Annotated in this window: 10 protein-coding genes; 3 read left to right on the top strand and 7 right to left on the bottom strand. The window is 64.2% G+C overall.

Annotation, left to right across the window (positions count from 1 at the left end; translation table 11 throughout):
- Window positions 1-10: 10 nt before the first annotated feature.
- From NKL06_RS12800 to NKL06_RS12790, 3 genes are read right to left on the bottom strand one after another with little or no spacing between them, the layout of a single operon-like run.
- A complete protein-coding gene (locus tag NKL06_RS12800) occupies window positions 11-949 on the bottom strand; it encodes a dimethyl sulfoxide reductase anchor subunit family protein (RefSeq protein WP_023692554.1) in 939 nt (312 codons plus the stop codon).
- A gap of 3 nt (window positions 950-952) precedes the next feature.
- Complete coding sequence (locus NKL06_RS12795; protein ID WP_023692553.1) at window positions 953-1681, bottom strand: 4Fe-4S dicluster domain-containing protein; 729 nt, start codon at window positions 1679-1681, stop codon at window positions 953-955.
- Window positions 1678-4608, bottom strand: a complete 2931-nt coding sequence (locus tag NKL06_RS12790) for a molybdopterin oxidoreductase family protein (protein ID WP_023692552.1) — start codon at window positions 4606-4608, stop codon at window positions 1678-1680. The genes NKL06_RS12795 and NKL06_RS12790 overlap by 4 nt, the downstream gene beginning before the upstream one ends.
- 278 nt (window positions 4609-4886) lie before the next feature.
- Here NKL06_RS12790 and NKL06_RS12785 point away from each other — a divergent pair, with 278 nt between their 5' ends.
- Window positions 4887-5786 carry a LysR substrate-binding domain-containing protein gene (locus NKL06_RS12785; protein ID WP_023692550.1) on the top strand — a complete coding sequence of 300 codons (900 nt, stop codon included), beginning with the start codon at window positions 4887-4889 and terminating at the stop codon, window positions 5784-5786.
- Between the two features lie 4 nt (window positions 5787-5790).
- On the opposite strand, the gene NKL06_RS12780 is transcribed toward NKL06_RS12785, so the two are convergent.
- The 4 genes from NKL06_RS12780 to NKL06_RS12765 form a co-directional block, all read right to left on the bottom strand.
- On the bottom strand, window positions 5791-7047 hold the full coding sequence (locus tag NKL06_RS12780) for an Hsp70 family protein (RefSeq protein ID WP_023692549.1): 1257 nt from the start codon (window positions 7045-7047) through the stop codon (window positions 5791-5793).
- A gap of 175 nt (window positions 7048-7222) precedes the next feature.
- The gene (locus NKL06_RS12775; RefSeq protein ID WP_023692548.1) at window positions 7223-8014 is read right to left on the bottom strand and encodes a TIGR02186 family protein; all 792 of its coding nucleotides are present in this window, start codon (window positions 8012-8014) and stop codon (window positions 7223-7225) included.
- Window positions 8014-8937, bottom strand: a complete 924-nt coding sequence (locus NKL06_RS12770) for a sulfite exporter TauE/SafE family protein (RefSeq protein WP_023669608.1) — start codon at window positions 8935-8937, stop codon at window positions 8014-8016. Before NKL06_RS12770 ends, NKL06_RS12775 begins: the two co-directional genes overlap by 1 nt.
- 193 nt (window positions 8938-9130) lie before the next feature.
- Window positions 9131-13135 (bottom strand): SEL1-like repeat protein, encoded by a 4005-nt coding sequence (locus NKL06_RS12765; protein WP_023692547.1) that lies wholly within the window; start codon window positions 13133-13135, stop codon window positions 9131-9133.
- Between the two features lie 479 nt (window positions 13136-13614).
- Here NKL06_RS12765 and NKL06_RS12760 point away from each other — a divergent pair, with 479 nt between their 5' ends.
- Together NKL06_RS12760 and NKL06_RS12755 are read left to right on the top strand one after the other, a co-directional pair.
- The gene (locus NKL06_RS12760; RefSeq protein ID WP_023669610.1) at window positions 13615-14073 is read left to right on the top strand and encodes a MerR family transcriptional regulator; all 459 of its coding nucleotides are present in this window, start codon (window positions 13615-13617) and stop codon (window positions 14071-14073) included.
- A 271-nt stretch (window positions 14074-14344) separates the two neighbouring features.
- A complete protein-coding gene (locus tag NKL06_RS12755) occupies window positions 14345-16153 on the top strand; it encodes an acyl-CoA dehydrogenase (protein WP_023681963.1) in 1809 nt (602 codons plus the stop codon).
- Window positions 16154-16188 lie beyond the last annotated feature (35 nt).

Raw genomic sequence — 16188 nt, 5'->3', positions numbered from 1 at the left:
GCGGGACGCTCTACCGGCCGTAATAGAGGGTGACGGTGTGCTTGGCCTCGGCGAAGAACAGCCAGCGCTCGACCAGCATGCCGGCGAACTGGACGGTTGCCGCAAGCACCGACAGCACCGCTGCGAATGGCCAGGGCAAAGCGAATAAGACAGAAAGCAGCAGCAGGGCAGGCAAGGCGAAAGCCAGCAACTGCGTGATCAGCCGCAGCTTTGCACCGTGCTTGCGGGCGATGCGAAAGCCCATTTCCTTGAGCAGGTAGTTCTCCTCGGTGTGCGGCCATTCCAGCGAGCGCACCGTCCCTCCGGCGAGGCCTGTCGCCGTGTTGGCGGTGGTCGCGATCTCCAGCGCGTCATTGTATCGCCACGTCGCCAGCTTCCAGCCCCAGCCGAGCAAGGTCAGCAGCAGGGCGGCTACCGCAACGGCGGTCGGGCTGATGGCGAAAGCCTGCAGCAGCGCGTTCAACAGCACGCTGCCGGTCATCGCCGAAAAGATGAGATAGCCCGGCAGCGTATACGGGCTATGCCACTGCGCGATCGGCTTCAGCGAGGCATAGATCATGCCGGTGGTGCAGACGGTGACGATTGCGCCGATAGTTGCGAGAAACCCGGCGATGGCCATCCAGCCTCCGGTGCGGCCAAAAAACACCCAGCCGATGCCGAACAGCCCGGCGGGAATGAAGGTCGCGACCGACGATACACCCTCGCGTGACAGCCAGGAGCTACGCCATTGCGAAAAGGCGCGCCAGGCGCGTTCGGGCCGGCCAAGATGGCCGGTCGACGACAAAAGGCCGGCAGCAATCAGGCCAAGCGCCAGCCCCATGCCGATAAGGCCGGGCCAGAAATGGGCCGGGATAAAACCCAGTCCGCCAAGCACGCCAAGCAGCGCCAGCAGTCCGTAGCCCGCTCCTGTGGCAGTTGTGAAGAAGACGACGGAAAAGGCTGGATGCATTGGTCAGTTCGAAAGCATGCGGTCGATCCAGCCGAGAAAACCGCCTTCGGCCGTGACTGGCTCGAGCCTTGGCGCCGGCACCGATGCGGCGCGCTGGGCGCGCGGCGGCAGGTACTTGTTGGTCGGCTTGTAGCCCATCTCCGGCATCAGGTCGACGCCGCCACGCTCCGCCACCAGTTGCGAGACAGCCGACGAGGGATCGCCGAGATCGCCGAAATGCCGGGCGCTGGTCGGGCAGGCGGCAACGCAGGCCGGCACGCGGTCTTCCTCGGCCAGATTGTCGTTGTAGATGCGATCGACGCACAGCGTGCATTTCTTCATCACGCCGACGTCGGTATCGAATTCGCGCGCGCCATAGGGGCAGGCCCAACTGCACAGTTTGCAGCCGATGCATTTGCTTTCGTCGATCAGCACGATGCCGTCCGACGCCCGCTTGTAGGACGCGCCGGTCGGGCAGACAGTGACGCAGGCAGGCGTCTCGCAATGCAGGCAGGAGCGCGGAAAGTTGACCGTGCGCCCGCCCGCCTCGGTCGTGTGCTCATAGCTGTCCACACGGTTGAACCAGACGCCGTCGACACGGCCGCCATAGGGGTCGATGTCGGTCAGTGGCGCCATGTGGCCGCCGGTGTTCCACTCCTTGCAGGCGGTGACGCAGGCCTGGCAGCCGACGCAGGTGTCGAGGTCGATGACCAGGCCAAGCTTCTTGTCTGTATGGGCGGGAAGGCAGGTCATTCCACGGCTTCCCTATTGACGCGGAACTCGGCGCCGAAGCGAAGGATGTCGGGCGAAGGCTCGACATTTGGCGGCTGGCTGAAACGCTCGAATTGCGGTTCGGTGAAGCCGGCTTCCTCATCAGAGCATTTGACGATGCGTACCCTGAGGTCGAACCACGCCGCCTGGCCGGTCACCGGATCGGAATTCGAATAGCGTTTGCCTTTCGCGTCAGCCGATGTCTGGTCGCCGATGATGTGGTTGAGCAGGAAGCCGCGATTGCTCTCGGCGGCGTTGTCCTTCAGCCCCCAGGCGCCGCGCCTTTTGCCGATGGCGTTCCATGTCCAGACCGTATCCGCATTGACCCCGTCGACCAGCTTGATCTGTCCCTTCACCCGGCCGTTGATGCTTTCGATCCACACCCAGTCGTCGTCGGCCAGGTCGAGAACTGCCGCGGTCTGGTGGTGCACGAACAGGCGGTTCTGGCTGGTGATTTGCCGCAGCCACGCATTCTGCGAGCCCCAGGAATGATACATGTGCATAGGCCGCTGCGTCAGCGCATGCAGCGGGTATTTCTGCGGATCGACCGCGGCCTCTTCGAACGGCGTAAACCAGAACGGCAGCGGATCCATATAGGTCTCGATGCGCTGGCGTTCGCTCTCGGTCGGCTGGACGCGACCATGACCGCGCGCGGCGAGGCGAAAGCGCTGCATCGGTTCGCAATAGAGCTGGAACACGATCGGCTCGGCCTTGGGGATGAACCCCATCTGCTCTGCGAAGTCGAGATAGGAGCGGTTGGCCATCTTGTAATAGCGCTGGTCCTCAGCAAAATCCTGGTGCCAGAAGCCGCCATTGCCGATGTAGCGCTGCAACTGGTCGGGATTGACTTCGCCCTTGCCGACGGAAGTGCCGTCCTTGCCGCGCCAGCCGGCCAGCGGGCCGATGCCCGGCGTGCGTTCGTGATTGACGATGTAGTCGGCATAGTCGGCATATCTGGCCGAGCCATCGTCCTCGACGAAGCCGGGCAGGCCAAGCCGAGCGCCAAGTTCGATCAGCACCGATTGGAACGGCCTGACATCTCGGTCCGATTCGACCACCGGATGGCGGATCGCGTCGCCCGGCCCGTCGGCATGGCTGATCGGCCGGTCGAGCAGGCTGATGCAGTCGTGACGTTCGAGATAGGTGGTGTCGGGCAGCACCAGGTCGGCGAACGGCACCGTCTCGGAATAATAGGCGTCGGAATAGATGATGAAGGGGATCTTGTAGTTACCCGCTTCGTCATGGTCGGTGAGCATGGCAATGGTCTCGACGGTGTTCATCGAGGAATTCCACGCCATGTTCGACATGTACATCATCAGCGTGTCGATTGGGTACGGGTCACCGGCCCACGCATTGCGGATGACCGTATGCATCAGCCCATGCGCGGCGAGCGGCGCATCCCAGGAATAAGCCTTGTCGATGCGCAAAGGCGTGCCGGCCTCGTCGACCAGGAGATCGTCCGGCCCGCAGACGAAGCCGAGCGGCATGCCGTCGAGCGGCGTCATCGGCCTGACCACCTTGCCGGCCGGCTTCGGTCCCGGGGGCGCCGAGCGCGGGTAGGGGGGCTTGAAACGGAAGCCGCCGGGCACGTCCACCGTGCCGAGCAGCACCTGCAGCAGGTGGATGGCACGGCAGGAGTGAAAGCCGTTGGAGTGGGCCGAGATGCCGCGCATGGCATGCATCGACACCGGCCGTCCCTTGATCGTCTCGTGCCGCCGTCCGGCCCAGTCGGTCCACGCAACCGGCAGTTCGATCGTCTGTTCGAAGGCGACGTGGGCGAGTTCGGCAGCGATCCGGCGGATGGTGTCGGCCGGAATGCCGCATCGTGCCGCGACCGCATCGGGTGCGTAGCTGTCGTCCATGTAGCGGTCGGCGATAAGCCGAAACACCGGCACGCAGCGGCGGCCGGCGAACGTGAAGCTGCCGGTCAACGCCGGCTTCGCATCCGCATCGGCTGCGTTGACGGTTGTCTTCGCCACTCTGTCCCACGCGAGAAGATTGTTGTCGCTGTCGCGCAGGAACAGCCCGTCGTCCGCCGCACCCGGCTCCTGGATGACCAGCACATGGGCGTTGGTGTAGCGGAGCAGATAATCGAGATCGACGCGGCCCGCCTTGAGCAGTTCGTGGATGAGGGCGAAGACGAAGAGGCCGTCGGTGCCGGGCCGGATCCCGATCCAGTCGTCGGCAATCGCGTTGTAGCCCGTGCGGCACGGGTTGATCGACACCACCTTGGCGCCGCGCGCCTTGAGTTTACCCAAGCCGATCTTGATCGGGTTGGAATCATGGTCCTCGGCGACGCCGAACAGCATGAAGTATTTCGTATTGTCCCAGTCCGGCTCGCCGAACTCCCAGAACGAGCCGCCGATCGTGTAGAGCCCGCCGGCCGCCATGTTGACCGAGCAGAAGCCGCCATGGGCGGCGAAGTTCGGCGTGCCGAACTGGCTCGCCCACCAGCCGGTCAGCGACTGCGACTGGTCGCGCCCGGTGAAGAAGGCGAGCTTTTTCGGATCGGTTCGGCGGATATTCGATAGCCGCTCGGTCGCAATCGAAAACGCTTCCTCCCACTCGATCTCGCGGAATTCACCCGAGCCCCGCAGGCCGCTGCGCAACAGCGGCTTCTTCAGCCGCGCCGGGCTGTAATGCTGCATGATGCCGGAGCTGCCCTTGCCGCAGATTACGCCGCGGTTGACCGGATGGTCCTTGTTGCCGTTGATGTAGCGCACCTTGCCGTCCTTGATGTGGACGTCGATGCCGCAGCGGCAGGCGCACATATAGCAGGTGGTCTTGGCGATGCTGTCGGAGACATCGGGCGAGGTGTCGACGCCGTCGCCTTCATCCGGCGCGCGCGTGTCGGCAAGCGGCCGTTGCGACGGTGCGGAATTGGCCCCGCGCGGCGCAGCTGGGTTCATGATGCCGGCGTGCTTTTGCTACCTGCGAATTTGGCCCGCGTCTTCGGTCCGGGGCCACGCATATAGTGTTCTTCAGGATGATATCGATCGCCGGCCAGCCGCCGCCTGAGGCCACGGGTCCAATGCGCAAAAAGGGATCTGAACCGCCCGATCATTTTGTTGGCCGCGATTTGTTGGCGAATTTTTTCTAACTTCGACTGAAAAAGTAGAATAAAGCTATCGATCCGTCTAATCAGTTGTTCTTGTAAATTCGATCGGAATTGGTTCTTAATGCACACATGACGCTGGACCAGTTGCGCATTTTCGTTGCCGTTGCCGAACGCGGCCATATGACCAAGGCGGCGGAGCTTTTGGGCATCTCCCAGTCGGCGGCGTCGGCGGCCATCCGCGCTTTGGAAGAGCAGCATGGCGTTCATCTGTTCAACCGTGTCGGCCGCAACATCGAGCTGGCTCAGACCGGCCACCGTTTCCTGCCCGAGGCCAAGGCGGTGCTGGAACGCGCCGCCGCCGCCCGAAATGTGCTGGAGCATGTCTCGCAGACGGTCGCCGGCAGCCTGTCGATCGCCGCCAGCCTGACCATCGCCAGCTACTGGCTGCCGCGCAGGCTGGCCTCTTTCCATGAAGCCTACCCGGCGGTGCGCTTAAGCGTCAGCATCGGCAACACCAGGCAGGTCGAGGCCAATGTGCTCGACGGCACCGCCGATCTCGGTCTGGTCGAGGGGCGCACCGAGTCAGACATCCTCCGCCGCACCAAGGTCGACGTCGACAGGTTGATGCTGGTCGTCGCCGCCTCGCATCCCGAAATCGCCGAGATCGCGCCGGGCCGCCCGGATATCAGAGGGCTGCGCTGGATCATCCGTGAGGGTGGTTCGGGCACGCGCGAGGTGCTGGAGGATCTGGCCCGCCGCGAGGGGATATCGCTTGGCGACCTGCAGATATTTCTGGTGCTGCCGAGCAACGAGGCGGTTCGCCAGGCGGTCGAGGCCGGCGCCGGCGCCACCATCATCTCGGACCTCGTCGTCGGACGCGCCGTCGCCGAGGGCAGTCTCCGGTCGGTGCCGCTCGAACTGCCGAAGCGCGACTTCGCCATGATCACCCATCGTGACCGCCAGGCAAGCCTGGCCCAGATGGCGCTCAAGGCGCATCTCGGCGCTGAGGGCGTCAGCAATCCGGCGTAAGCGATCAGGCGAACTTCCGCTGCGCATCCAGCGCCAGGCCAAGGCCGACCGAACCAAACATGTCGCCCTCGATAACGGCGGCTTGCGGCACAAGCGACAGGATTTCACGCCGTGCCAGCGGGATCGCGGTCGAACCGCCGGTGAGGAATACGGCGGTGATCGCAGACGCCGTTATGCCAGCATCGGCAATCGTCTGCCGCACCGTAGCGGATACCCGCTCGATGTCGGCGGCGATGGTCTCTTCCAGGCCGGTCCGCGAGATCTCGGCGGCGAAATGCGCGCCGGGCAGCGCCACCGTTACATCGGCCGAAGCCTGATCCGTCAGCGCGATCTTGGCTCGTTCGACGAGGCCGGCCAGCGCATGGCCGTAACGGTGCTCGACAATATGGATGAAGCGGTCGACAAGGTCGGCGCGGACGGCCTCGAAGCGGATTTGCCTCAGATGCGTCATCGCCTTGGCAGTATAGACGAGGTTGATGCGCTGCCACGTCGCGAGATCAATGAAATAGCTCGCCGGCAGGTTGCGCTTGCCGTCTTTTGTGGGCGTCAGGTAGCCGAGCTTGGGCATGACATGGGCAATGCTGAGCAGCCGGTCGAAATCGGTGCCGCCGATATGGATGCCGCGGTTGGCCAGGATATCGTCCTTGCGGTCGCGTGAGCGGGCGCGTTGCGGCGAAACCCGCACGATCGAGAAGTCGGACGTGCCGCCGCCCATGTCGACGATCAACGCCAGTTCCTCGCGCTTCACGTCCTGCTCATAGTCGAGCGCTGCCGCAATCGGTTCGAACTGGAAGGCGATGTGCTTGAAGCCTTGCGCGCGCGCCGCTTTTTCAAGCTCGCTTTGCGCCTTGGCATCGGCTTCCACATCGTCGTCGACAAATTGCACCGGCCGGCCGAGCACAACGTTCTCCACCGGAGCGCCGGCATCTTCCTCAAGCCGTTTCTTCAAATGGCCGACGAACATGCCGACAATGTCGATGAAACCGATCTGCCGGGCCTTGATCCGCGTCTTCTCATGCGCCAGCGAACTGCCGAGCACGCTCTTCAGCGATCGCATCAGCCGGCCTTCGATGGAATCGGTGTAGTCGGCAATGGCGCGGCGGCCGAAATAGGTGTGGCCGTCCTCGAAGTTGAAGAACACGGCACTCGGCAATGTCGGCTGGTCCCCCTCCAGCGCCACCAGCTGTGCCTGGCCGTTGCGGATCACGCCCACCGTCGAATTGGACGTACCGAAATCGATGCCGCCAAATGCCTGATGCATTGCAGCCTCCTGTCATTGGGTCGTCGCTGTGGCAGGCGTCGCAAGACGCGCGCCGTCCAGAGGCCGGACCGTTCTGCCGAATGATTGTGCGTGTAACCCGAGGGTTGGGAGGCGGCGGTCTATCGCAAGACTGAGAAAAGGGGAACCCCTTTTCCCCGGAAATGGGTCCTGCGCGTCAATCCCTGCGGAAAATCAGCCTGCCCAGCCAGCCGGTGATCATGGCCAGCGACACGGAGAAGACGCCGTAGAGAAACGAGTAATCATGCGCGACGCGGAAGATCGACTGTTCGAAGCCCGATTTGCGGATTTCGAGCTGGGCCGAGCTTTCCTTGAGGAACAGACCGCTCTTGAACAGGAACGCGCGGGCTTTATGCGTTCCAACCGGGACGTTGGGCGCCAGCCGCACCGTGGCGCGAAACAGGTTCTGCGACAGGAACTGCACGCCGCCGACATTCTCGCTATAGAGGCCGGTCGCCGCCTTGCGCTCGCGCAGCGCCACGGTGAATTCCTCGATCGTCGCCGGACTGTCGGTTACGTCGGCCGGTTGCATGTAAAGGTTGGAGGCGCCGAGCGACAGCTGCTTGTAGCTGTTGGGTTCGGTGATGTCCTGCAGCGGCCGTGTCGTGGCGACGGAGTAGGAGACCGGCACGTTCTCGAAGGTCTCGGATTCCAGGTTGACCCAGACGCCGAGCACCCGGTCCTTGCGGCGCACCACAACCGGCCGCGGCGGCCCTTCGAGCACGACGATGACGTCATAGCGCCCCTGCCGCGCTACCAGCGGGTCGGGGTTTTCCAGCGAACCGAAAATGGTCAGGTCGGCGCCGGAAAAGCCGGCGGTGATCGACACCGCGTCGGTGGAGAGACCGATCTGGATGCCTTCCGGCAAGGGGTTCGGCGATTGCGCTGCCGCCGGCAGAGCGAGGGCGAAAAGCAAAACGGCGGCCGAAAAAATCCCCCACCGCAGCATCAGTTCAGGCCCGCGGCGGTCAGCGAATAGAGGTTTGGCGGCGTGACGAAGAGATCGATGGCAAGCCGGATGGCAACCGCCAGCACCAGCAGCGCCAGCAGTGCCCTGAGCTGTTCGCCGCGCAGCTTCTGTCCTGCCTTGGCGCCATATTGCGCGCCGGCAACGCCGCCCGCCATCAGCAGGAAGGCAAGCATGACGTCGACCGTCTGGTTGGTGGTGGCGTGGACAAGCGTGGTGTAGGCCGAGGTGAAAATGATCTGGAACAGCGAGGTGCCGATGACGACGTTGGTCGGCACCTTCAAGAGATAGATCAGCGCCGGCACCATGATGAAGCCGCCGCCGACACCCATGATCGACGACAGGAAGCCGATGCCGGCGCCGAGCCCCAGCACCGGAATGACGCTGACGAACAGCTTCGAGGCCCTGAAGCGCATCTTCAGCGGCAGCCGGTGGATCCAGTTGTGCTGGCCGGATTTCTTCAAGACCGGCGCCGCACCGCTGCGCGTGGCGCGCAGCGCATTGACGCTCTCGACCAGCATCAGCCCGCCGACGGTGCCGAGCAGCACGACGTAGAGCAGCGAAATGAACAAATCGAGTTGGCCGAGCCGGCGCAGGAAGGCAAAGACGAAGATACCACCGGTCGAGCCGACGATGCCGCCGGCCAGCAGCACCCCGCCGAGCTTGAAGTCGAGCGTGCCGCGCTTCATGTGCGACAGCGCGCCGGAGAAGGAGGAGGCGATAACCTGGTTGGCGCCAGTGGCAACGGCGATTGCCGGCGGGATGTTGTAGAAGATCAAGAGCGGCGTGATCAGAAAGCCGCCACCGACCCCGAACATGCCCGACAGGAAACCCACCGCCGCGCCCATTGCCAGCAGCACGAAGACGTTGACGGAAATTTCCGCGATCGGGAGATAGATGCCCACCCGTCAGTCTCGATCAGTTTGCCTGTCGGCGATTGCAGCCATTCCAGGGCATTGTCGCACCGAAAAGCCAATTCTTTCTTGCACCGCCGGGGCAGTGGGATCAAACCCCGCCGCCCTACCGAAACAAAAAACATCTCAAGCAGTTAACAGGCAAATGTATGGCAAGGGCGTCGCGTTAGCGACGCATCTGCCGTTATTTGTGCGCCAGCAGCGCCTTCACCAGCTTTTCGTCGATTTCGCCGGTCGCCTGCATCTTGTTGTCGGTCTGGAAAGCCATGATTGCGGTCTTGGTCTTGCCGCCCATCACGCCATCGGCGCCGCCGGCATCGTAGCCGTTCTTGTTGAGGATGAGCTGGATGTTCTTGACCGCCTTCTTCATGTCGACGCTGGCGGTGGTCTGCGGCGTGCCTTCCTGCCAGGATTCAGGAATGTCGGCCGAGTTGGACGCCGGGTCGAGCGGCTTCGGCTTCCACAGTTCCGTGGCGGCGCGCGCCCGCTCCAGCTGTTCGGGGCGCAGCGCAGTGGCGACTTCGTCGCGCTTTGCAGCCGCATCCTTGTCGCCGGTCTTGGCGACGAGCGCGAACCATTTGTAGGATTCCTCCAGGCTCTGCTTCATGCCGACGCCCTTTGCCGCCAGGATGCCGAGATTGAACTGGCTGTCCTTGACGCCGACATCGGCCGCCGCCTGAAACCAGTGCGCGGCCGATTCATTGTCGGTCACGCCGTCGGCGGCCATGGCAAACAGAACGGCCAGATTGTGCATGGCGCTGGCATTACCCTGCGCGGCGGCGAGCTGGTAGAAGGTCTTTGCCTTCTTGACGTCGCGCGTGACGCCGATGCCCTTCTCGTAGAAATTGCCGATGCGGTATTCCGCCGGTGCGAAGCCGAGCTCGGCCGACTTTTCGTACCATTTGGCCGCTGCCGCCATGTCTTCCTTGACGCCGCGCGATTCAGCATAGCGCGAACCGAGCTCGAACAGCGCCTTGGCGTCACCGCCGGCAGCCGCGTCGCGCAAGGCTTGCGGGCCGGCATCGGCCGGAACGTCTATCTTGGCCACGACAGGTGCTACCGCGGCATCAGCCGGCGGAACGGCGCCGGTAGTATCCGAGGCCGTCGTATCCGAGGCCGTCGTATCCGAGGCCGAGGGCGCCATGACGGCGGCCGCAGGCTGCGCGTCGGCAGCCGCCGGTTCCGCAGTGGCGGTGGTCGGCAGCATTGCATTTGGCGTGGGGGCCGGATCGGCCAAAGCCATCGGCGCTGGCGCGGGCTCCACCGCCGGCACTTCGGGCCCAGCGACCGAGGCCGCATTCATTGGCGCATCATTGCCAGCTGCCGGTTCCGTGGGCTCCGCCTGCCTGACGATCCGGGCCGGCACGTCCTGAACGGCCACCTGCTGTTCTGCCTTGGGTTGGCTGGCAGCGTTGACCGAGGCAGTCTCGACCGGCTGCGAGGCGACGATCGGCGCTGTATCGTTGCTTGCGACCTCGACCGGGTCGGCGAAGAAGGCCTTGCCCAACTGGAGGCCGGCAAGCGCCAGCATGATCGCGACCGCTCCCATCAGGATCGGCTTGCGCCGCGCCTTGAGCAGGTCGCCGATACGAAGCGCCTTGACCGGGCCCTTCATGGTGGACTGGCGTTTCAGCGCGTCGGCCTCGGCGGCCGCGGCCTGCGCCGCGCGCCTGGCCGCGGCAATGAAGTCGGATTTCGACGCATCGCCGGAGTTTTGGCGCACCGGCGGGCCGCGCTCGTCGCGCACGCGCTTCATGATGGCGTTGAGGTCGGGCGCGCCGGAGCCCGGCTCCAACGGTCGGTTGGCGAGCTTCGGATCGAGCGGCTCGTCGAGATCGACGCTCGGCATGTCGACATTGGGCCCCGAGCCGGCAAGCGGCGGCATGTCAGCCGGCTTCTTGCCCCTGAAGGCGCGCGCAAATCCACCGAACAGCGACTTCTTGGCCGTGGCTTCGCCTTTCTCGGCAATCCTGTCGGAACCGAGCGCTGCCTGGGCAGCGGCCGCGGCAGCCTCGGCTGGCGAGCGCCGCACGGGTTCGCTGCCCATGACCGGGTCGCTACGCGTACCCGAGTCGGCGCGCATATCCGGCTCGCTGCGCATGATGGCGGCGGCGCGGCCGTCGAGATCGGCCATGTCTCCGGTCAGCGGCAGCGGCTGGTCGATATCCATCGATGGCGCGTCCTGCACCGAAATCTTGGAGGCGCGTGCAGCGCGGGCCCGCCGCGCCGGCTCGGCCTGGGCATCCAGAAGCTCGCTCACCGCCTCGGCCGGTTCGCTGGTCTCCAGCGAGCCCAGACGATCGACGATCTTGAGCAGCGTGTCGTGGATCGCCTCGAATGTCCGTGAATTGCGCTCGTCCGAACGGCGCGTCAGCGCTTCCAGCGTCTTCAGATCCTGGGCAAGGCCGGTAACGGCCGCGGTGTTGGCGTTGGAATCTGCCAGCGAGCGCACGGCGCTCTCGGCTGCTTCGCGTGCCGCGCCCATGATGGATTCGCGGGTTCCGGCCAGCGACTTCTCGATTTCGTTGAGGCGCGGGCTGATGTCCTCGAATTCCGGCAGCGGCGTGCCGGGCTTCGACAGATGCGCCGATAGGCTGGAGACCTGCGCCTCAAGGCTGCGGATCAGTGCCGGATCGATGCCGGCGACCTGCGCGGCCGACGATTCCAGCCGGCTTGAAATGTCTTCGAGCCGGCTTTCCAGGCCGCGGATCGCCGCCTCGTTGGCAGGATCGGGAATGCGCGTCTCCATGCGTTGGGCGAGCGCGGTGAAGCGTGCGTCGATGGCGTCCATGATGCCGGCGCTGTCAGCCTGCGGCTGGCGCTGGTCCAGCCGGTCGGCAACCTCGTCCAGCCGCCGCTCGAGATCGCGAAACAGCATGTTGCCCTGTTCGATGGCATCGCCCTGCCGACGTTCCATCATGCCCGACAGCACGTCGAAGCGCTGTTCCAGACCCTGGAAGATATAGTCGGCGTCGGGCATGGCCGGGGCGCGGTCGATCTTGTCGGCGATCATCGCGATCTGCTTGCCGAGGCGCTCCATCGCCTGTTCCGGCAGATTGGCGCGGCCGGCAAGCTCGTCGACCCTGTTCGACAGCGTGCTGAGACGGTCGAGAACCTCGCCGCTCGGACGAACCTGCACGACTTCCTCGATCTGCTGCGCCAGCGAGGCGATCCGCTTCTCGATGCGTTCAAAGGGTTCGGGGTCGAAGGAATTGGCCTGTGCGGCGACGGTCGAGGCGACGATGGCGCGCGAAATCTCATCAAGCCGTTCGTCGATCAGGCCAAGCGTGTCGCCGCCGCGGTTGCTCTGCTGGCTGACGAAATGATCGACGGCGCCGGCAAGGGTGCGGACCTTTTCTTCCATCGAGCGCAGCGACAGCGATTCCGGCAGATTGTGGACGGCATTGCTGATCTGTTCGAGCCGGTCGGTCAGGGCCGAAAATCCGGGGCCGTCGGCACGGTTGCGCTGGTCGGCGTCGACACGGTCCTCGAACGCGCTCCAGCGGCGGTCGAAATCGTCCCAGCGGCGGTCGACCTTCAGCACGCTTTCCTCGCGCGCCAATGTGTCGAGCGCCGTCTTTACCTGCTCGAGCTCGAGCCGCAGCATGTTGACGCTTCGGTCGTCGCTCTTCTCGGCCAGCGTCTGGATTGCGCCGGACAGCCGCTCGAATTCGACGCCGAGTTCGGCGCTGCCCTTGCCGGGCAAGCCGCCTGCCTGACCACCCGATTGGTTGCTCGCCTGGAAGGCCCGTTCGATGTCCTTGCGCAACGCGGCGAATTCGCGCTGCAGGCCGGCCGTCATCTGATGGCGCAGTTCCTCGCGCAGGCCACGCAATTCGCCGGCGATCTTGCCGACCACGGCGACGCTGTCTTCCTGGCCGCGCACGCGGTCGATGTCGCGCGCGATCGCCTGATAGTTCTGGTCGAAGCCGGCCGGCCCGGCGCCTTTCGGCCGCGGCGTGGGCTGCGGGTCCTCGTACCAGCGCGGCGGGGCGTAGGGCTGGGCGCTTGCGTAGCGCGGCTCTGCCGGCGGCCGGCGCGGATCGAAGCGCTCGGCGGCGTCCTCGCGCTTGCGCTCCAGCCGCTGCTCCAGCGTTTCCAGCGAGCGGTTCAATTCATCAAGTGTGGTGTTCGGCCTGCGCGGCCTGCCGGCGTTGAGTGTATCGAGATAGGACCGCTTGCTGTTCATCGATGCATCCGTTTTTCAGAATGGCCGGCTTGCTGCCAGTTTCCCAAGTCCTTGTCGGGAACGAAGGCGGCCGCGCGGCACTGCTGCGGCGGAAGACGAGCTTCCCGGGCCAGGCCCGCTCTCCGAAAAACCGTGAAAAATTCGCTACAGGATAAACACGGGTGACCGACATCCGCACATTTCACCCATCGTGGTAAACAAGGTGTTAACCAAGCTTAAGAAGTTACGGCATTGCTGAAATACAGGCGGTGCCCGTTCGGACCCGGCGCCGGGGGTGCGGCATAAGGTTTCGCAATCCCAGAACGCCCTTGCGTCATGCGGCGGCTATCGATATAGAATTGACGTAAACGTAAGAGGGGCGCCGTTCGTGCCTTTTGCGATGAATTAGTTGAAACCACGACTGGAAGCATGCCCCCGCTTCCACTCAGGCGTTGCAAGGTCCGAGACCGCGATGCCACGACAGGGGAAAGCCAGTGACTATGAAACTTGTTTCGCCCGGCGAAGCCGCGGCCAACACCAACAATATGTCTGCCGAAGCCAGTGAGGAGCTCGTGCGCATCGGCGAGATGGCCAAGAAATACGGCGTGACGCTGCGCACGCTGCGTTTCTATGAAGACAAGGGCCTGCTCAATCCGAAACGCGATGGGGCAACGCGCCTCTACACGCGCCGCGACAAGGCGCGGCTGAAGCTGATCCTGCTCGGCCGCAAGGTCGGGTTCTCGCTGCGCGACGTCAAGCAGATGATGGATCTCTACGATCCCACGGGATCCAACACCAAGCAATTGCGGCTGGCTCTCGACAAGTCGGAGAAGCAGCTAGCCCGCCTGCAGAAGCAGCGCGCGCTGATCGACGACGCCATCAACGAGCTGAGCGGCTCGATGTCGGCCGTGCGCCAGATGCTGTCCGAGCGTTCGGCCCCGGCCAGCGCCGCCAGCTGATTTTGCTCCGCAGCTCCCGGCGAAAGCTTTGAACTTAAGAGCCGCGCGGCCGCCCGCGCGGCTCTTTTTGTTTGACCCCCCTCGCTTTGCACAAAGCCATGCACCGCTCGTGCGACAGGCTGGCATAGGTAAATTTTGTCCCGGCGACAAAATTGACGTTTACGCAAACGTCAATTTTTGCTATCTCGCTTTCGACATTGGCCGGCGTGCCGCCCCAACCTCATGTTCGGGGCCCGATCTCGCGGCCAAGACCCGCATGGTGGAGGAACACATGCCGATCTACAGGGCGCCGGTCCAGGACACGCTGTTCGTGCTCAACGAGGTGCTGGGTTATCAGCGATATTCCAACCTTCCCGGGTTTGCCGACGCGACGCCCGACGTTGTCGAGGCGATCCTCGCCGAAGGCGCCAAGCTCGCCGAAAACGTTATGCATCCTCTGAACCGCGTCGGTGACATGGAAGGCTGCGTGCGCCATGAGGACGGCTCGGTGACGACGCCGAAGGGCTTCAAGGAAGCCTACGACCAGTATCGCGAAGGCGGCTGGATGGGACTGGCGGCGCCCGTCGAGTTCGGCGGCCAGGGGCTGCCCTATGCCGTGCACACCGCGGTTGCCGAATACATGGTTTCGGCCAACATGGCGCTGATGATGTATCCCGGCCTGACGCAAGGCGCGATCGCTGCGATCATCACACACGGCACCGACGAGCAGAAGGCGACATGGCTGCCAAAGCTGGTCGAGGGGTCCTGGACCGGTACCATGAACCTGACCGAGCCGCATTGCGGCACCGATCTTGGCCTGCTGCGCACCAAGGCGGTGCCGAACGGCAACGGCACCTACAAGATCTCAGGCCAGAAGATCTTCATCTCGGCCGGCGAGCACGACATGTCGGAAAACATCGTCCATCTCGTGTTGGCCCGCATCGAAGGCGCGCCGGCGGGCGTGAAGGGCATCTCGCTATTCATCGTGCCAAAGCTGAAGCTCGATGCCTCGGGCAATCCGGGCGAGAAGAACACGCTCTCCTGCGGGTCGATCGAGGAGAAGATGGGCATACACGGCAATTCGACTTGCGTCATGAATTATGACGAGGCCGAAGGCACGCTGCTCGGTGAGGCCAATGGCGGCCTGAAGGCGATGTTCACGATGATGAACGAAGCCCGGCTCGGCGTCGGCCTGCAGGGCCTGTCGCTGTCCGAGATCGCCTACCAGAACGCGGTCTCCTACGCCAAGGACCGGCTGCAGGGCCGCTCGCTGTCTGGCGCCAAGGCGCCGGACAGACAAGCCGATCCGATCATCGTCCATCCCGACATCCGCCGCTCGCTGATGACCATGAAGGCCTTCAACGAGGCCGGCCGCGCGCTGGCGCTGTGGACGGCGATCAAGTCCGACATCGCCCACCGCTCCGCCGACGACAAGGATCGCCAGGCGGCCGACGACTATACAGGCCTGCTGACGCCGGTGATCAAGGGCGTGCTCACCGACAAGGGCTTCGACCATGCCGTCATGGCGCAGCAGGTGTTCGGCGGCCACGGCTATATCGAAGAACACGGCATGAGCCAATTCGTGCGCGATGCCCGCATCGCCATGATCTATGAAGGCGCCAACGGCATCCAGGCGCTCGACCTTGTCGGCCGCAAGCTTGGCCTGAATGGCGGCCGCGCAGTGCAGGCTTTCTTCAAGGACGTCGGCGAGTTCTGCGAGGAGAACCGTGCCGACGAGAAGCTGGCGCCGTTCACCAAGGCGTTGAAGAAGGGCCTCAACGATCTGCAGGCGGCGACGATGTGGCTGGTGCAGAACGGCATGGCCAAGCCCGACAATGCCGGCGCCGCATCCACCGACTACATGCATCTCTTTGGCCTTGTGGCGCTCGGCTACATGTGGGCGCAGATGGCCAAGGCCGCGCTCGGCAAGACCGGCGCCAATGGCTCCCAATCTGTCCACGAAAATGGGGCTTTCTACGACAACAAGGTGGTGACGGCGCGCTTCTTCATGGAGCGGATCATGCCCGAGACATCGGCACATCTCGCCCGCATTTCCAGTGGTGCGGACACGCTAATGGCGCTGCCTGCGGAAGCGTTCTAGAAATGGCTGGCGTCCCCTCCCCCTTGAGGGGAGGG

The organism is Mesorhizobium sp. C268A (assembly GCF_040324475.1).
GTDB lineage: Bacteria > Pseudomonadota > Alphaproteobacteria > Rhizobiales > Rhizobiaceae > Mesorhizobium.
Note: the sequence above shows the minus strand (reverse complement) of the source record. Positions and strands in the feature narration are given on the sequence as shown.